This window comes from Sulfitobacter sp. OXR-159, from assembly GCF_034377145.1.
Classification (GTDB): domain Bacteria; phylum Pseudomonadota; class Alphaproteobacteria; order Rhodobacterales; family Rhodobacteraceae; genus Sulfitobacter.
Genome location: NZ_CP139707.1, coordinates 459,264 through 477,539, shown reverse-complemented (window position 1 = coordinate 477,539; position 18,276 = coordinate 459,264). Strand labels below are relative to the sequence as shown.

Genomic DNA, 18,276 nt, shown 5'->3' with positions numbered 1-18,276 from the left:
GCGCGGCGCTGGCCCTACCGTCGACGGATGCCAATGCAGATCACCGATGACCAAACCAAAGCCCTGACCCAAGCCGGTCTGAACCTGATCGCTCAGGCTATGACAGCGACCTGCGCCTTGCGGTCTGCAACGGGCCGTTTCAATCCATGTTCGACCTGCCCGATGAACTGGTCACTCCCGGCGCGCCGTTTGAGGATACGATCCGCCATCTTGCCGGAACCGGCGAATATGGCGAGGTCACGGATGTCGATGCCTTCGTGGCCGAGCGTGTCGAACAGGCGCAGGCTTTTGTGCCGCATTACATGGAACGCACCCGCGCGAACGGGCGCACCATCAGCGTCGAAGGTTCTCCGCTGCCGCAGGGCGGCTGGGTCACCGTCTATACCGACATCACCAACACCAAACGGCAAGAGGCGCTGTTGCGCGCGCGGTCCGATGCGCTGAGCGATCAACTGCTCTCCCATGCCGAACAACTCGCCGCCAGCAACCGCAAACTCGAAGCGACGATCACGGCGCTGGAAGAAGCCAAACGGCAGGTCACCGAAAGCGAAGCCCGCACCCGCCTGACGACCGAGATGATGCCCGCCCATATCGCCCATGTCGACGAGAATGGCCGCTATATCTATTCCAACCGCCGTCTGAGCAGTGTCATGCCGGGACGGCCCAGCAATATCTACGGACTGCACATCAGCGACGCGCTTGGGGCCTCGGCCTATGCGCGGATCAAACCGGCGCTGACCCAAGCCTATGCGGGCAGCCCGGCGGTGATCGAGTTCACTCATGACGCCTCTGCCCGCCGGATACGCGGTGCCTTCACCCCCGATGGGCGCGGCGGGGTCTATATCCTGTCGATGGACATCACCGAAGAAACCCAGACCCGCGTCGCCCTGCAACAGACACTGAAACGCGAGCTCGCCTCACGGATGATCTCTGGGCTGGCGCATGATTTCTCAAACCTTTTGACGATCATTCTGGGGATGCAGTCGAAACTCGCCCGCCTGCCCAACATGCCGCGCCAAGCGGGCGAATTGGTCGAAGGGACCTTGGCCGCCGCGCGGCGGGGTGGCACGCTGCTGAGTTCCATCGCCGATGTGACCGAACCCCGCGCCCTGCGCCCCGCGGCCACCGATCTCGCCGACCTGCTGAACGAGCTTTCGACCCTCGCCGCCCCCACTCTGCCGCCGAAATGCGCGCTGGTGGTGCGCAATGACGCGCCGGAGGGGGCTGTCCTGCTCGATAAAGGGCGGGTGCAGGACGCGCTTTTGAACCTCATCCTCAACGCCCGCGATGCCTGCGGCGCGCAGGGCACGATCACGCTGACCCAACGGCTGGTGCATGACACATGGACCGAATGGGTGATCCACGATACCGGGCCGGGCTTCTCGCCCTCTGCGCTGGAGCGTGGGGTCGAGCCCTTTTTCACCACAAAGGGCAGCGAGGGGTCGGGGCTGGGCCTGTCGATGGTCTACGACATGACCAAATCCGCAGGCGGCGATCTGCGGCTGAGCAATGCCCCCGAGGGCGGCGCGCAGATCAGCCTGCGCCTGCCCTACCGCGCCACCGTGCCCGCCACGACAGGACTGGTGCTGCTGGTCGAAGACACGAGTGATATCCGCGCTGTGGTGCGCGACATGTTGATGGATCAGGGCCATTCGGTGATCGAGGCCACCAGCGCCGATGAGGCCACCGCCCTGATCGCTGATCTGCCCGACATCACCCTTGTCCTCTCCGACATCCAACTCACCGGCGAAGGCACCGGCATCGACCTTGCCCGCCGTGTCGGCAGCAGCCTGCCACTGTTGCTGATGACCTCTCTGCCCGCCGATCACCCGCTGTTTGCCGAGGCGCAAACCCTCGCGCCGGTGCTGCGCAAACCCTTTGAAAAAGACGATCTGCAAGCGTTGATTGCCCCATTGAAAGCCACCGCCCCATGAGCCGTGATACCGCCCCGCGCCCGCTGGTCACCATTCTGGATGACGAGCCTGAAATCCGCAGCATGCTGTCAGATACGCTTGAAGAAGCGGGCTTCGACACGCTGAGCTTTGGTCGCGCGCGGGCTTTTGAGGCCGCCTTGGCCAACCATACGCCCGATGTCTGCCTTGTCGATCTCAGCCTGCCCGACACCGACGGGCTGACGCTGGTCCACCGGCTGGCGCTGGAGCAAGGCGCGATCGTTATCATCATCTCGGGCCGCGCGCAGGTGCAAGACCGGGTGACCGGGCTGGAGTTGGGGGCCGATGATTACATCATCAAACCTTTCGACCCGGCGGAAGTGGTCGCCCGCATCCGCGCGCGCCTGCGCAGCGCCAAGCCCACCCCGCAGGCTGGCACCACCGCGCGGTTCAACGGCTGGACTGCGCATTTCGACCGCTATGTCTTGCAGGATGCGACAGGCACCGAGGTGACATTTTCCCACGCCGAAGGCGAGGTGCTGCGCCTGTTCCTAGACGCACCGAAACGCCTGATCAGCCGCGCGCAGATGCAAGAAAGCCTTGGTGGCGTCGCCTCGGAGAGCTTTGACCGGGCGATGGACGTGCGCATCTCGCGGTTGCGCACGAAACTTGGCGAAGACCCGAAAAACCCGCAATTGATCAAGACGATCTATGGCGCGGGCTATATCTTCCTTGGCGATGTGGATTGGGACTGACGGCGCTCAAAGCGCCGCGACGGCCCGGCCCAACACCTCGACCGCCGCGACCAGATCGTCTTCGGCGGTGTCCTCTTCGAAAGCATGGCTGATCCCGTTGATCGACGGCGCGAACAACATCGCCACGGGCATCAGCCGGGCCACATTGGTCGCGTCGTGCAAAGCCCCCGAGGGCATCTTGCGCCACTTGCCCGGCGCTACCGTCTCCGCCGCATCGGCCAGCGCGTCGCGCAGCCGGGCATCCATCGCCACCGGCTCCAACCCCAACATCGGACCAAAAGACAGCTCCATCCCGCGGGTCTGGGCGACCTCATCGGCAGTCTCGCGGATGATCGCTTCCATCCGGGACAGACGGTCGCTGTCGCCGTCCCGCCACTGCATGGAAAATACCGCCTTGCCCGGCACGATGGACGAGGCATTGGGATGCAGGCTGACATGGCCGATCGTCCAGACGGTGCTGGGCGTCACCACATTGCGCAGCCGGTCATTGAGCAGGCTGTTGAAGGCAGATACCGCTTGAAAGGCATCCTTGCGCACCGCCATCGGCGTGGTGCCCGCGTGGTTCTGCTGGCCTTCAAAGGTCACCTTCATATCGCGAATACCGACGATATCGGTGACGACACCGATCTGCTCGCCACTGTCATCCAGCGTCGGCCCCTGTTCGATGTGTAGCTCGATATAGCCGGTGAACTGCGCGGGATCGACCGGGCCGGTCACCATGCCCGTCATCGCCTTGCGCGCCTCCGCCAAACTGACCCCCGCATGATCGGTGAGACCGTCAGCATCCACCTGATCCAGAGCGCCGGACCAGACGGTCGAACCGGTGGTCACGCCAAAGCGCCCCTCTTCATCCTGAAACGACACGACCGAGACCGCAGCCCCCCCGGCCTCCTGTGCTGCGCGGGCCACTTCAAGTGCGGCGATCACACCCAAGGCACCATCAAGCCAGCCGCCTTCGGGCTGGCTGTCGGAATGCGATCCCAGCAGGATCGACGGCCCCTCGGCAAGTCCGAAGAGGTTACCCATGGCGTCGACCTCAACGGTCAGCCCCGCATCGCGCATCCGCCCGGCAAGCCATTCCCGCGCCTCCACATCGGCAGCGGAATAGGCCGGGCGCACCACGCCCTTGCCCACACCCGCCGCGCCAATGGCACGCAGGTCGTGCAGGTCTTTCAAAAATCGGGCAGCATCAATCTTCATCTTCAGAACTTTCCTTACTCGGCAGCGACGGCCCCTTTCGCCGCCTCCACCCTAACGGCAGAGAACTTAAACTCCGGGATCTTGCCGTAGGGGTCAACCGCTGGATTTGTCAGGATATTCGCCGCGGCCTCGACATAGGCGAAGGGCAGGAAAACCATATCAGGGGCCACGGCGCGGTCCTCACGGGCCATGATCTCGATACTGCCGCGTTTGGTGGATAGCCGCACATGTTCACCCGGTGCCACACCCAGACGCCGCAGGGTCGACGGATGAAGTGAGCAGTTTGCCTCTGGCTCCAGCCCATCCAAGACCTTGGAGCGCCGCGTCATCGACCCGGTATGCCAGTGCTCCAACTGGCGTCCTGTCGTAAGGATCATCGGGTAGTCTGCATCCGGCACATCATCAGGGGCCACGATCGCGGCGGGGGTGAATTTGGCACGGCCTTCGGGCCGCGGGAAACCCTCGCTAAAGACAATCGCCTGCCCGGGATCGTATTCGCTGAGCGACGGGTAGGTCACAGCATTCTCACGCGCCAAACGGTCCCATGTGATGTTGTCAAAGGACTTCATGTTCAGCTTCATCTCGGCAAAGACATCCGCCGGGCTTTCGTAGGACCAGCCAAGGCCCAGCCGCTTCGCTAGTTCGACCTCGATCCACCAATCCTCGCGCGCCTCCCCCGGGGGCGTCACCGCCGGGCGGCCCATCTGGACCTGCCGGTTGGTGTTGGTCACCGTGCCAGTCTTCTCGGCGAAGGCAGAGGCGGGCAGGATCACATCGGCGTAATTCGCCGTTTCGGTCAGGAAAATGTCCTGCACCACCAGATGATCAAGCTTGGCAAGTGCCGCGCGCGCATGGTCGACATCGGGGTCCGACATCGCCGGGTTTTCCCCCAGCACATACATCGCCTTGATGCCCCCATCATGCACCGCGTCCATGATCTCGGTCACGGTCAGCCCCTTCTCGGCGCTGAAATCGCCCGAGCCCCAGACCTCGGTAAAGGCCGAGCGCACGCCGTCGTCCTCCACCGGCTGGTAATCGGGCAAGAACATCGGAATGAGGCCCGCGTCCGAGGCGCCCTGCACGTTGTTCTGACCCCGCAGCGGATGAAGCCCGGTGCCGGGGCGGCCGACATGACCGGTCATCAGTGCTAGCGAAATCAAGCAGCGCGAATTGTCGGTACCGTGGATGTGCTGGCTGACCCCCATACCCCAGAAGATCATACCCGCCTTGGCACGGGCAAAGGTCCGCGCCACATCGCGCAGCACTTCGGCTTCGATACCGCAGATCGGGGCGATTCTTTCGGGGCTGAAGTCCTTTAGGTGCGCCTTTTCGGCCTCCCAATTCTCGGTATAGGCCGCGATATATTGCGCGTCATACAGCCCTTCTTCGACGATCACATGCATGATCGCATTGAGCATCGACACATCGGTGCCGGGGCGGAATTGAAGCATATGGCTGGCGAAGCGCCGCAGCCCCACGCCGCGGGGGTCCATCACGATCAGCTTGCCACCGCGTTTGGTGAATTGCTTGAAATAGGTCGCGGCGACGGGGTGGTTCTCAACCGGGTTCGCGCCGATGACGATGGCCACATCGGCATTTTCGATCTCATTGAAGGTGGCCGTGACAGCGCCTGAGCCGACGTTCTCCATCAGCGCTGCCACGGATGAGGCATGACACAGCCGCGTGCAGTGATCGACGTTGTTATGGCCAAAGCCCTGACGGATCATTTTCTGGAACAGATAGGCTTCCTCATTGGTACATTTCGCACTGCCAAAGCCCGCCACCTCGCGCCCGCGCCCCTTGAGGCCCTGTGCTGCGAAATCCAACGCCTCGTCCCAACTGGCCTCGCGAAACACCTTGCTCCAGTTTCCGGGATCGACGTTCAGCCCCTTAACGGGCGCATCGTCGCGGCGGATCAGCGGTTTGGTCAGGCGGTGATCGTGGTGTATATAGTCAAAGCCAAAGCGCCCCTTGACGCAGAGCCGTCCTTCGTTCGCCGGGCCGTTGATGCCTTCAACATATTTGACCTTGTTGTCCTTCACCTTCAGCGAAATCTGGCAACCCACGCCGCAGAAGGGGCAAATGCTTTGGACCTCGCTGTCGTAATCCGCACTGTCACCGACCTGCGCCTCATCCACCACCGTGGCGGGCATCAACGCCCCCGTCGGGCAAGCCTGCACGCATTCGCCGCAGGCCACACAGGTCGACGCGCCCATCGGATCGTCGATGTCAAACACCGGATAGGCATCATGCCCGCGTCCCGCCATGCCGATCACGTCATTGACCTGCACCTCGCGGCAGGCGCGGACGCAGAGGTTGCACTGGATACAGGCATCAAGGTTCACGCGCATCGCGACGTGGCTGTCGTCCAACAGCGGAATGCGGTCCCGTTCGAGCTTGGGAAAACGGCTGCTTTCCACCCCACTCTGCGCCGCCATTTCGCGCATGTGGCTCGACTTGTCGTGGGCCACCTCCTGCGCGGGCTGATCGGCCAGTAGCAGCTCCATCACCATTTTGCGCGCATTCTCGGCGCGCGCATTGTTAGTGGTGACGACCATCCCCTCGGCAGGCTCGCGGATGCAGGAGGCCGCCAGCACCCGCTCGCCTTCAATCTCAACCATACAGGCGCGGCAGTTGCCGTCGGGGCGGTAACCGGGGGCAGGTTTATGGCAGAGATGCGGGATCTTCAGACCCCGGCCATTGGCCACTTCCCAGATGGTCATGCCAGTTTCGGCCTCGACGGTCTGACCATCAAGCGTGAATGTGATCCTCTCGGACATGGCTACCCCTCCCGCTGGCTATTGACCAAACTATAGGCAAAACCCGGCCCGTGTCAGGGGCCAATCCCGACACCCCGTCACGGATAAACGCCGCCGCAGCGCATTGGATTGTATGGCCCGACAAGCTGCCCTATCACTTGGGCGAACAGTGAAAGCCATTTGATGTCCCACATTACCCTGATCCGCCACGGCCAAGCCAATTCCACCGCCAAGGACGAGTTGAGCTATGACCAACTTAGCCCGCTTGGCCATGAGCAAGCCGCATGGTTAGGCGAGCATCTGCGTCACAGCGAAAGCCACCACACGCGGCTCTATACCGGCACCCTGACCCGCCATATCGAAACCGCCGAGGCGATGAAGACCGGGCTGGAACCCATCCGTGACGCCCGGTTGAATGAGTTAGAGTATTTCACTCTCGCCAATCTGATGGAGCAACAGCACAAGGTGCCCTTCCCCCGCGCGGGCGAGTTTGTGCACCATCTGCCGCAGGTCTTTGACTATTGGAAAGCGGGCAAGCTTGCCGACACGCCCGAAACCTATGAGCACTTTCAAACCCGCGTGCAATCGGCACTGGCCGAGATCGCCGAGGGCGAAGGCCCGGCGCTGGTGGTGACCTCGGGCGGGCTGATTTCTTTGGCGATGGCGCAGGCCATGGGCGTGGGCATCCCGGCCATGGCGCGCTTGGCGCTGGCGATCATGCATACTTCGATGCACCGGCTCTTTCCCATCGGCGGGCATTGGTCGCCCGTGCTGTTCAATGCCGTGCCGCATCTTGACCGTCCCGACCGCCGCCTTGCACAAACGCATATCTGATCCCTCGCCCGCGAAAGGCTGCCCCCATGCTGAAACTCCACTACGCCCCCGGCACGATCTCGGTCGCCGTTGCCATCGCCCTCGAAGAAGCGGGGCTGGCCTATGAGCCGGTGAAGGTCGATTTCGCCAGCGCCGAACAGACCGCCGCGCCCTATCTGGCGTTGAACCCCAAGGGCCGGGTGCCGACCCTCGTGACCGAAGCGGGCACCACCCTGACCGAGACTGGCGCGCTGTTGGACTATGTCGCCGCCCGCGCGCCCGAGGCGGGGCTGGTCCCTACCGACCCTGAGGCCGCGGCCCATATGCGCGGGGTGATGTACTACCTCGCCTCGACCATGCATGTGGCCCACGCGCATAAAATGCGCGGCCACCGCTGGGCCGATCAGCAATCGAGCTTTGACGACATGAAAGCCAAGGTGCCGCAGACCATGGCAGATTGCGCGGCCTATATCGAGAACCACGCCTTCTGGGGCGACTTCGTTGCGGGCGATGCCCTATCGCTGGCCGATCCCTATCTCTTTGTCGTCTCGGGATGGCTGGCCGGTGACGGGGTCGACCGCGCGGCTTACCCACGGCTTGATGCCTTCGCCGCCCGCATGGAATACCGTGCCAGCGTCAAGGCCGTGCGCGCGAAAGGAATCTTGGCATGACCCATCTGTGGCTGCGCGCCGAACAGCGCGACAATGAGACCCGCACCGGGCTGACGCCCGAAGGGGCCGCCGCGCTGATCGCATCCGGCATGAAGGTGAGCGTCGAAGACAGCGACAGCCGGGTGATCCCCATCGCCGCCTATGCGCAGGCGGGCTGCGAGATCGTCCCCGCGCATAGCTGGCCCGACGCCCCGCGCGATGCGGTGATCTTTGGTCTGAAGGAACTGCCCGAAGACGGCACGCCCCTGCCGCATACGCACATCATGTTCGGCCACGCCTACAAGGGCCAATCCTCGGGGCGCAAACTATTGGAGCGGTTCAAGGCGGGCGGTGGCACGCTGCTGGATTTGGAGTACCTGACCGATGACAATGGCCGCCGCGTTGCCGCCTTTGGCTATTGGGCGGGCTTTGCGGGGGCAGCCGTCTCGGTCAAATGCCGCATCGCGCAACTGCGCGGAGCGACCTGCGGCCCGGTTGCGCCCTACCCCGACGCCGAAGCGCTGAAAGCCGCGCTAGCCGAAGAACTCGCCCAAGTCGACGCGAGTGGCGACCGCGCGCTGGTCATCGGGGCCTTGGGCCGCGTGGGGCGCGGGGCGAGCGATCTTTGCGAGGCTTTGGGCATCCCCGTCACCGGCTGGGATATGGCCGAAACCGCCCATGGCGGGCCGTTCCCCGAAATCCTCGACCACGCCTATTTCTTCAACTGCATCCTCGCAGGGCCAGACACCCCCGCCTTCGTCCGCCCCGATGCCCCCGAAGCAGAGCGCGCCCTGCGGGTGATCGGCGACATTGCCTGCGACCCCGACAGCGCTTTCAATCCGGTGCAGGTCTATGATCGGGCGACCACTTGGGCGGAGCCTGCGCTGCGTGTGCATGACGCCCCGCCGTTGGATATCATGGCCATCGACAATCTGCCGTCCATGCTGCCGCGCGAAAGCTCTGAGGATTTTGCAGGCCAGTTGCTACCGACCCTTCGGGCCTTGCCAGAGGCGGGAAATCCCGTCTGGCAAGGTGCGCGGGAGCTGTTTGACCAGCATGTCGCAGAGGTCTGAATTTAGGAAAAGAACCGGTAGTAAAGCCAGTCTGGCAAGAACCGCCCCAAACGGAACAGCAGCGAAAACCCGTAGGGGAAATCCAGTTTGAAACTGTCGCCGTTCATATGCTCATAGACCCGCCGTGCGGCGTCTTCCGGCTCCATCAAAAAGGGCATTTTGAAATCGTTCTTGTCGGTCAACTGGGTCTTGATGAAACCGGGGTTGATCACCTGAACCTGTACGCCGGTCTTGCGCAGATCGGCGTGCATCGATTCCGCCAAAGACAGGGTCGCCGCCTTGGAGGCCGTATAGCCGATTGAGCCGGGCAAACCGCGATAGGCGGTCAGGCTGGAGGTGATGACGATATGCCCGTGGTCGCGCGCGACCATCTCTGGCACCACTTGTCCCAGGACACGCATCAACCCGGTGAAGTTCACATCGGCCATGGTCACACCATGCTCGGCCTGCCACTCCTGCGCAGCAAAGGGCCAATAGGCCCCCGCCAGATAAACCAACCCGTCGATTGGCCCCACATCCTTTGCCGCCTGCGCCACATCCGCGTCATCGGTCACATCCAAGACCCGCACCCGCGCCCGGCCCGGCAGGGCCTGCGCCAGCTCGGTCAACTTGTCCTTGGAGCGGGCCGAGAGGATCACCTCGACCCCGGTGCGGCTGAGCTGATGTGCCAGTGCTGCCCCAAGTCCGTCGCTTGCGCCCACAAGCCAATAGGTCTTGCCTTGCCAGTCTTTCATCTTTCCTCCGCCGGTCGCAACGTGGCGACCAATTCTGCTACTTTGATCCCGAATTTCCGAAACTGGCTGCGGTTCACGATGGTGCCATCGGGGGTGAGATACATCCAATCGACAGTTTTCAGCACATGACTGCCCAGTTCTTCGGGCAGTCGGATACGATAGCGCAGCTGCAAGGTCGGTCCAGCCTGAACTCCCTGCCCCACGCCGATCACATCCGGGGCGGTGCTGGTGAAATTGCCGTTCTCGCCCAATGTGACGGTCCATTCGCGCTCCTGACGCGAACCGTCGTTATAGCGAAAGGTTTCGGCCACGGTGGCCACATTCCCCTCCCAAGACACGTCGAACTTGGCCGTGAAGCTGCTGGTGACCCGGCCTAGGGGACCGAAAATCACGCCTTCGCAAATCATCTCATCGCGCAGATGCAACCGCAGGTCGAAGACGGGGAAAGAATCGACATAGTCGCTTGGCGACTGGCCATGAAACTCCCCTAAACGGCGGCGCAAAAAAGTGAGCAATAGACCAAGGCCAAGCCCGACAGCGATAAAGATCAACGGCTCTGTCACGGTGTCTCCACGTCTTTTGCACTGGCGAGCAGAGCGATCGCCAGCAATTTCAAGGCGCAAGGTACACCGGCATAGAACCAGATCAACAGGGATATGGATGTGTCGGAACTGGTTCCCGCTGCGGTCTGCAGCCCTGCGCGTTCTAAAGCTGGAAGTAGAGCAACGGCCGCGAAAGCCAAGGTCAATTTGGAGACGAAGGACCAGAGGCCAAAACCTTCGGCAGCCGAGGGGGAAATCTGCGCCATGCGGCTGGCGAACATGGCAGGCAAAAGGGTCAAATCCGCGCCCAAAACCGCGCCCGAAGCCAGACAGACCAAGGCGAAAAGCGCAACATCCCCCGGCCCCAGCAACAGCGCCCCGCCGAAGGATGCGATGCCCAAAGCCATTGCAACCAGCAGCACCCGACGTGGGCCGTGCTGCTCTGCCAAGATCCCCCAAAGCGGTGCCGCCGCTGCCGCTGCAAGGAAAAACAGCAGCAAAAGCGGCCCCTCCCACCCCGGCGCCTCAAGCGCCAGTTCGACGTAGAAAAGAAACAGGGTCGAGGTCACGGCAACCGGGGCGGCATTGACCAGCGCGATCAATAGCAGCCGCCGCGCCTGCGCATCGCGCAACACGGTGCCGAACCCACTTTCCATCGGCAGCACCGCCGCCCGCCACTCGCCCCGCATGGCGACCGTGGCCCAAAGCGCCAAGATCGCAAAGCCAACAGCAAACCCGGCAAAGGGACGATCCAGCCCGACGCCCAGTAGCAAAGGCGCGACAGAGGCCAGACAAACCCCCAAAAGCGCGCCCGTCTCGCGCCAGCGGGCAAGGGTCAAATGCCCCGCGCCCGGCAGGCTGTCGGCCTTGGCAACCCCTTGGGCATAGAAACAGATGGTCAGAAAGCTGAAGGCGGAAAACACCAGCGTCAGCATCAGCGCGAACCACAACACCGGCGCCACCGGCGCGGGCATGGCAAAAAGCCCCAGCATCGCCAGCGCCATCACCGCGCCTGCCACCGTCACCGCAGTGCCGCGCTTGTCGCGCAGCTTTTGGGCCAACCAACCAAGGGCGGGGTCCTGCACCACGTCCAACAGCCGCAAACCAAAAAGCACCGACCCAAGAGCCGTCAGCGAAACCCCGTATTCATCGACATAGAACTTCGGCGCGTGAATGTAGATCGGCAGCCCCGCCGACGCAAGCAATGCCGCGAAAAGCGCATAGGCGGGCAGCCGGGCCGCGCGTCCTGTCATCGGCCACCCGCGCCATGCGCCGCATCACGGGATACGTCGATATTGGGCGCCTCGGGGCGGGCGCGAAAACCCGCCCGTTTCAGCCAAAGCTTCAACGCCTGCCAATGGATCAGCGCCAGCACCCGTCGCGCACCGAAAGGGCGGCGCAGCAGCGACCAAAGGATACCGCGATTGGTCAGCGGCGCACGCGGCCCGGTCAAAGTGGCAATCAACCCGTTCTCCCCATCCGAGAAATCGATCCAGATGCCGATCCGCTCAGAGGTGATATCGAAACGAAAGACATAGCCACCCGAGACATCTTGGAAGGGGGAGACATGCATGAGCTTTGCCGCCTTCAGCCTGTCGTCGGGCGCGATCGGGCGTAGGTCTGCATGATGGCACAGATAGGAATGCCGGTCGCCATAGGTGTTCGTCACCTCGGCGATCACCGCGATCAGCGCATCATCCGCCCGGCGGCACAGCCAAAAGCTGACCGGATTGAAGACATGGCCCAGCACCCGCGGCTGCGCCACAAGCTCAATCCGCGCGACCCCGACAATGCCATGCGCCGCCAAAACCTCGCGCACCCAAAGGGCTCCACGCCCCTGCCCCGGCGCGCCGCCGTGGTCACTGTCTTGCAGGCTGGTCAGGCCCGGCCCGTTGCGGGCGAAAAGCGCGGGCGTCCTCAGCGCCGTGGCCTCGGCATCGCAGATCACATAGTCGACCGAATAGCGGAAACGGTTCTCTACCGCACCTTTGCGGCCATGAAAGGTTTGGCCCCGGATATGATCGACGCCCGCCGTCACTCCGCCGCCAAGGGTGCCGCCCGCGCGGCCTGCATCCGCTCGACCACATCTACGGCGCTGGCCAGCCCGTCTTCGTGAAAGCCATGCCGCATCCAAGCGCCGCAGAACCATGTATTCTGGCTGCCATTGAAGGCGCGCACCTCGTCCTGTGCGGCCAAGGCGGCAAGGTCATAGACCGGATGGCGCAGGGTGACTTGATCATAAATCAGATCTTCGCGGATGCTGCGTTTGGTATTGAGCGTCACAAAATGCAGATCATCCTGCGGAATCGGTTGGAGCGAGTTCATCCAATAGGTCAGGTCGATCCGGTCTGATTTCTGCTCTCGATCCTCGGTATAAACCCAAGATGCCCAAGTAGAACGCCGCTTGGGCATGATGCTGGCATCGGCGTGCAAAACGATGTCATTGGGCTGATAGCGGATTGCGCCCAAGGCGCGCTTTTCGGCCTCTGTTGGATCGGAAAGCATCGTCAGCGTGTCATCGGAATGGGTGGCAAAAATCACTTCGTCGAACGCCTCCCATTCACCGCCCCATGCGCGGACCTCTGCGCCTTGCGCGGTGCGGCGCACGGCCTGCACCGGGCAGTCGGTGCGCAGGTCAACGCCATTGGCGCGCAGAGCATTCTCCAACCGGTCGACATACTGCCGCGAGCCGCCCTTCACCGTGTACCACTGATGCTGGCCGGAATAATTCAGCAGCGCGTGGTTCTCAAAAAAGTTGACCATGGCATGGGCCGGGAAGTCCATGATTTTCTCGGTCGGGGTGGACCAGATCGCGCCGGAAAGCGGCGAGAGATAGAAGTCGCGGAAATAGCGCCCGGTGCCAAGCCGGTCGAGAAACTCTGCGATGGTCATCGACGGGTCACGCGACACCGCCAGCGCGTTCTTATTGAAATGCACGATATCGCGCAGCATCCGCAGGAAAGGCGGGCTGAACATATTGCGTTTCTGGGCAAAGACCGCGTTGAAACTGGTCAGCGCATATTCCAGCCGCCCACCGTCAATCGACGCGCCAAAGCTCATGTTCGACGGCACAACCGGCACGTCCAATTCCGCAAAGAGCGCGGCAAGATGCGGGTAGTTGGCATAATTGAACACGATAAACCCGGTATCGACCGGCTGATCGCCATTCTTGCCCGCGATCACCGTCCGCGCATGGCCGCCGATCTTGGCCCCTGCCTCATAGAGGGTGACGCGGTCCGCAGGCGCCAGCATATGCGCCGCCCCCATGCCGGAAATCCCACCGCCGATCACGGCGACACGCCGACCAAGCGGCTGTCGGGGAAGGGTACTGTCGTTCAGAGCTTCAAAAGGCATAGGGGTCCTGCTTTGGTCCGGAACTTTGGATATGGGGCACCCACGGGTAAAGGGGAGTTAAAGTTGCAGCGCCCGATAGATTTTCTTGGAAGAATTCACGCAGTTCCGCGATCGCGTGCGAAGCCCCTTGGAGGGGCGCTAGGACAGGAGGCTGTCGAGCGCCGCTTGCCCGCGGCTCATCTGGCCCAGATAGGTTTCGGTATCGATATTCGCCCCGCAGACAATCACCCCCACACGCCGCCCGGCCAGTTGCCCGCGCAGGGGCCCGAGCGCCCCGGCCATCGCAGCCCCGGCGGCAGGCTCCACCGCCAGTTTCGCGGCCTGTTGCAGCACGACCATCCCGGCGCAGATCGCATCATCGCTGACCTTCACAACGTCATCCACATAGACCGCACAGAGCGCATGGCCAAACGGCAGCGCCATCGGCGGGCCGAGGCTGTCGGCGATGGTATTGACCTCAGGGATGGTCACGGGCGCGCCGGAGGCGAGGCTTCGCGACATGCTGTCGGCGCCTGTCGGCTCCACGCCGTACACCCGACAAGCGGGGTTGATCGCCTTGACCGCGGCGGCCACACCGCTAATCAGCCCGCCGCCGCCGACCGAGACGACGACCGCGTCCAAATCCGCCACCTGTGCCATCAGTTCCAGCCCCACGCTGGCAGTGCCGAGCGAGGTGTGCAGCCCCTCGAAAGGATGGATAAAGAACCGCCCCTCTTCGCGCACCAACCGCTCGGCCTCGGCAAAGGTCTCTTGCCCGGCGGGTTTCATCACGACCTCGGCCCCAGTGGCACGGGCGAGGGCAACGCGAAAAGGATTGGCGTTGTCCTGCATCACCACCTTGGCGCTGATGCCGAGCTTGGCCGCGGCCCAGCCTGCTGCGATGGCGTGGTTGCCCGCACTGGCTGCGGTGATCCCGCGCCCGCGGGTGTCATCGTCAAGCTGGCGCGCCACCGACAACGCGCCGCGGGCCTTGAAGGTGCCGGTATGCTGAAAACACTCCAGCTTGAGCGTAACCCGCGCGCCGCCTAGCACCTCATCGACCATGGGAGAGGAGAGGGTCACCACCGGTGTTTGCACGATATCGCTGCGTAACGCGGCGGCCCGCGTCTGCATCGCCTCCAGCGTCATCCCGGTAATGTCCACGTCGTTCATTCAGCCGTTCCCTTCGGGTGTCCTTAGGGGAACAATAGCCTCGGTTTTGTTTTCTGCCAGTTCTTCGAAGTCGAAATTATGCAAGCGGCCCGCGCGTTTGGCGGCTTTTTCGCTGCTGACTTTGATCTCTTCGACATCGCGCCGCGCTTGGCTGAAATGCCGATCAAGGTTGCCGACACGCATCGCCAGACGCTCGACATCCTTGTTCAGATTGCCCAACTCGCGGCGGATCGCGCCTGCCTGTTCGCGCATCCGCGCATCTTTCAGGATCGCGCGCATGGTGTTGAGCGTGGCCATGCAGGTCGTCGGGCTGACGATCCAGACGCGCTTTTCAAACCCTTCGCGCACCAGTTCGGGGAAGTTGGTGTGCAATTCGGCATAAACCGCCTCAGAGGGGAGGAACATCAACGCGCCTTCGGCCGTCTCGCCCTCCAGAATATACTTGTCGGCAATCGCATTCAGATGCACCCGCACGGCGACCTTCATTTGCTGCGCGGCGGCGCGGGTCTCGGCTTCGGTCTTGGCGCGGCGCAGGGCCTCATAGGCCTCCAGCGGGAATTTACTGTCGATCACGATCGGGCCGGGCGGGTTGGGCAGATGGATCAGACAATCGGGCCGCTTGCCGTTGCTGAGTGTGGCTTGCAGCGAATAGCTGTCGCTCGGCAGGGCTTTCGACACGATATCGCGCAGTTGGATTTCACCGAAGGATCCGCGCGTTTGTTTGTTGCTGAGGATGTCTTGGAGCGACAGCACGTCGCCCGACAGTTTGGTGATATTATCCTGCGCCTTGTCGATCGAGGCCAGACGCTCCTGCAACTGCGCAAGACTGGTGGTGGTGCGTTTCGACGAGCCGTGCAGCGTCTCGGTCATGCGCTGCTGCATCTCGGCCAGCGAGCGCGCCGAGCGGGCGGCGTTGTCGGCCAGCCGGTCCTGCATCTGCTGCTGCACATAGGCGAGCCGCGCCTCCATGCTCTGCATCATCTGCGCTTGGGTGTTGCTTTGTGTGTCCGAGACCATCTGCAACCCGCCGCGCAGCTGCTCCTGACCCTGCCCCAACTGTTGCACATGCCCGCCAAGCACCCGCATCTGCTGCGCCAAGGGGGCCGCCATACGGGCCGAGCGGCCAGCGGCGCGGACCGCCATGATCAGCAGGATAACGATGAGCAACAGCAGCCCTGCCCCGGCAAGGGCGGCCAGCGTCACAGGGTCAGACAGGTTCAACGTCGTGCCGCCAAGCTCCATCAAGTGCGCCCGAAAAGCCGTTCGATGTCGGCGAGTTTGAGTTCGACATAGGTGGGCCGCCCGTGGTTGCACTGGCCGGAATGCGGGGTCGCCTCCATCTCGCGCAGCAGCGCGTTCATCTCTTCGGCGCGCATCCAGCGGCCCGAGCGGATCGACCCATGACAGGCCACACGGCTCAGGATCGCTTCGATCTTGGCCTGCACGATGTTGCTGCTGTCGCCGTCGTCCAATTCGTCGAGCACATCGAGGATCAGCGCGCGGGCGTTCACGGTGCCAAGGATCGCGGGCGTTTCGCGCACGGCGATGGCGCTGCCGCCGAAGGCTTCGATGCCGAGGCCGAGTTTGGCAAGTTCATCGGCCAGTTCCAGCAGGCGCGTGCAGTCATTGGCGGAAAGCTCGACAATCTCGGGGATCAGCAGCGCTTGGGCCGCGACGCCGTTCTCGTTCATCTGACGCTTCAGTTTTTCATAGACCAGCCGCTCATGCGCGGCGTGTTGGTCTACGATGACCATGCCACTGGCGGTTTGCGCGATGATGTAATTCTCATGCACCTGCCCCCGCGCGGTGCCGAGCGGGTAGTCCGGGGCGGGGGCCGCCTCTTCGCCCTCGGGCGCGGCAGTGAACGGCGCGGGCGCTTCGGGCATCGGCGTGCCCTCCACCCGGCCCCAGACGCCTGCGGTTTCGGCAAAGCCCGGCGCCTGCGCGTTATAGGCCGCTTGCCGCGCGGCGGGGCTGGGGCGGTCCATGCCCGCGCGGTCCATCTGATAGACCCGCGCGCCCTGCGGTTCCGGCTGCATCGCGCCCAAAGTCGCCTGCGCCACGGTGGTCGAAGCGCGGTGCCCCGCCTCGGCCAGCGCATGGCGCAGGGCCGAGACGATTAGCCCCCGCGCCAGACCGGGATCGCGGAAACGCACCTCGGATTTCGCGGGATGCACGTTCACATCGACCAGCGTCGGCGGGCATTCCACGAACAGCGCCGCCGCCGGGTGGCGGTCGCGGCTGAGGAAATCGAAGTACGCGCCGCGCAGCGCACCAGTCAGCAGTTTGTCCCGCACCGGGCGGCCATTAACGAAAAGATACTGCGCCACGGCAGAGCCGCGCGAATAGGTCGGCAGGGCAGCGAAGCCGGTCAGATGCAGCCCCTCGCGCATCGCGTCGATCGGCAGGGAGTTTTCCGCGAACTCTCGGCCCAGCACCTGCGCCAAGCGGCCATGAAGCGCCTCAAACAGATCGCCCTGCTCAGCCTCGGCGCGGAATACATCGCGGCCCTTGCCGTCGCCCGACACGTCGCGCAGCACGAAGCGCACGAAGGGTTCGGCCATGGCCAGCCGCTTGATAACATCGCCGATGGCCTGCGCTTCGGCCCGGTCGGTGCGCAGGAACTTGAGCCGCGCTGGCGTGGCGAAAAACAGATCGCGCAGGGTGACGATGGTGCCGCTATTCAGCGCCGCCGGGCGCACCTCGCCCATGCGGCCACCGTCGACGGTGATCTCGGCCCCGTCAAAACCAGACGCTCGGCTGGTGATGGTCAGCCGCCCGACAGCACCGAGGGACGGCAGGGCCTCCCCCCGAAAGCCAAAAGTGTGGATATCAAGCAGGTCAGAGCCATCGATTTTGGAGGTCGCGTGGCGCGACAAGGCCAGCGCCAAATCCTCGGGCGCGATGCCGCAGCCATCGTCGGTCACGCGGATCATTGTCTTGCCACCGTCGGCATATTCCACGGTGATGCGCCGCGCGCCCGCGTCGATGGCGTTCTCGACCAGTTCCTTCACGGCGGAAGCGGGGCGTTCGACCACCTCGCCCGCAGCGATGCGGTTGATCGCGGAATCGTCCAACTGGCGGATGACGGGGCGGTTTTCGCTTATATTGGGGGTCGGGCTTGGCATACCGCAAGACCTAGCATGGGCCATTCCGATTCTGCCAGATCGGATTGCGTCTATCAGAGGGGGAAGACAGAGTCAGCGGACCGCCGCCAAGACTGGGGCGATCCGCTTCTGGGTCGGCTACTCGGCGCACTGGTGCTTTTGTTATTCCGGTCTTATCAGAGCGGCGGGCGACCCGGGTACAAGTCGTCTCCGAAGGAGCTTGCCACCTGTATAGACGCAGGACG

At 63.5% G+C, this 18,276-nt stretch carries 14 protein-coding genes and 1 pseudogene; 5 read left to right on the top strand and 10 right to left on the bottom strand.

All coding sequences use genetic code 11. From position 1 onward, the window contains the following. Positions 1–33 precede the first annotated feature (33 nt). Positions 34–1,934, top strand: a pseudogene (locus T8A63_RS02305) (PAS-domain containing protein). Then, positions 1,931–2,647 carry a response regulator transcription factor gene (locus tag T8A63_RS02300; protein WP_322344887.1) on the top strand — a complete coding sequence of 239 codons (717 nt, stop codon included), beginning with the start codon at positions 1,931–1,933 and terminating at the stop codon, positions 2,645–2,647. The pseudogene T8A63_RS02305 and the gene T8A63_RS02300 overlap by 4 nt, the downstream one beginning before the upstream one ends. Positions 2,648–2,653: 6 nt before the next feature. Here the strand turns inward: T8A63_RS02300 and T8A63_RS02295 are convergent, their stop codons facing one another. Next, the gene (locus T8A63_RS02295) at positions 2,654–3,847 is read right to left on the bottom strand and encodes a Zn-dependent hydrolase (RefSeq protein WP_322344886.1); all 1,194 of its coding nucleotides are present in this window, start codon (positions 3,845–3,847) and stop codon (positions 2,654–2,656) included. A 14-nt stretch (positions 3,848–3,861) separates the two neighbouring features. After that, on the bottom strand, positions 3,862–6,627 hold the full coding sequence (fdhF, locus tag T8A63_RS02290) for a formate dehydrogenase subunit alpha (protein WP_322344885.1): 2,766 nt from the start codon (positions 6,625–6,627) through the stop codon (positions 3,862–3,864). A 162-nt stretch (positions 6,628–6,789) separates the two neighbouring features. On the opposite strand from fdhF, the gene T8A63_RS02285 reads away from it, so the two are divergent. From T8A63_RS02285 to T8A63_RS02275, 3 genes are read left to right on the top strand one after another with little or no spacing between them, the layout of a single operon-like run. Further along, positions 6,790–7,440 (top strand): histidine phosphatase family protein, encoded by a 651-nt coding sequence (locus T8A63_RS02285; RefSeq protein WP_322344884.1) that lies wholly within the window; start codon positions 6,790–6,792, stop codon positions 7,438–7,440. Between the two features lie 26 nt (positions 7,441–7,466). Then, on the top strand, positions 7,467–8,090 hold the full coding sequence (locus T8A63_RS02280) for a glutathione S-transferase family protein (protein ID WP_322344883.1): 624 nt from the start codon (positions 7,467–7,469) through the stop codon (positions 8,088–8,090). Further along, the gene (locus tag T8A63_RS02275; protein WP_322344882.1) at positions 8,087–9,142 is read left to right on the top strand and encodes a saccharopine dehydrogenase; all 1,056 of its coding nucleotides are present in this window, start codon (positions 8,087–8,089) and stop codon (positions 9,140–9,142) included. Before T8A63_RS02280 ends, T8A63_RS02275 begins: the two co-directional genes overlap by 4 nt. A 2-nt stretch (positions 9,143–9,144) precedes the next feature. Here T8A63_RS02275 and T8A63_RS02270 read toward each other — a convergent pair whose 3' ends face one another. The 8 genes from T8A63_RS02270 to mutL form a co-directional block, all read right to left on the bottom strand. Next, a complete protein-coding gene (locus T8A63_RS02270; protein WP_322344881.1) occupies positions 9,145–9,876 on the bottom strand; it encodes an SDR family NAD(P)-dependent oxidoreductase in 732 nt (243 codons plus the stop codon). Then, positions 9,873–10,439, bottom strand: a complete 567-nt coding sequence (locus T8A63_RS02265; protein WP_067629629.1) for a DUF3833 family protein — start codon at positions 10,437–10,439, stop codon at positions 9,873–9,875. The genes T8A63_RS02270 and T8A63_RS02265 overlap by 4 nt, the downstream gene beginning before the upstream one ends. Then, a complete protein-coding gene (locus tag T8A63_RS02260) occupies positions 10,436–11,671 on the bottom strand; it encodes an MFS transporter (RefSeq protein ID WP_067940023.1) in 1,236 nt (411 codons plus the stop codon). Before T8A63_RS02260 ends, T8A63_RS02265 begins: the two co-directional genes overlap by 4 nt. Continuing rightward, complete coding sequence (locus T8A63_RS02255; protein WP_322344880.1) at positions 11,668–12,456, bottom strand: DUF1365 domain-containing protein; 789 nt, start codon at positions 12,454–12,456, stop codon at positions 11,668–11,670. Before T8A63_RS02255 ends, T8A63_RS02260 begins: the two co-directional genes overlap by 4 nt. Further along, positions 12,453–13,772 carry an NAD(P)/FAD-dependent oxidoreductase gene (locus T8A63_RS02250; RefSeq protein WP_067629634.1) on the bottom strand — a complete coding sequence of 440 codons (1,320 nt, stop codon included), beginning with the start codon at positions 13,770–13,772 and terminating at the stop codon, positions 12,453–12,455. Before T8A63_RS02250 ends, T8A63_RS02255 begins: the two co-directional genes overlap by 4 nt. 138 nt (positions 13,773–13,910) lie before the next feature. Then, a complete protein-coding gene (locus tag T8A63_RS02245; protein ID WP_322344879.1) occupies positions 13,911–14,924 on the bottom strand; it encodes a pyridoxal-phosphate dependent enzyme in 1,014 nt (337 codons plus the stop codon). Beyond that, entirely contained in the window at positions 14,925–16,169 is a 1,245-nt protein-coding gene (locus T8A63_RS02240; protein ID WP_322344878.1) for a DNA recombination protein RmuC, read from the bottom strand. Then, positions 16,166–18,052, bottom strand: a complete 1,887-nt coding sequence (gene mutL, locus T8A63_RS02235) for a DNA mismatch repair endonuclease MutL (RefSeq protein WP_067629180.1) — start codon at positions 18,050–18,052, stop codon at positions 16,166–16,168. Before mutL ends, T8A63_RS02240 begins: the two co-directional genes overlap by 4 nt. Between the last annotated feature and the right edge of the window lie 224 nt (positions 18,053–18,276).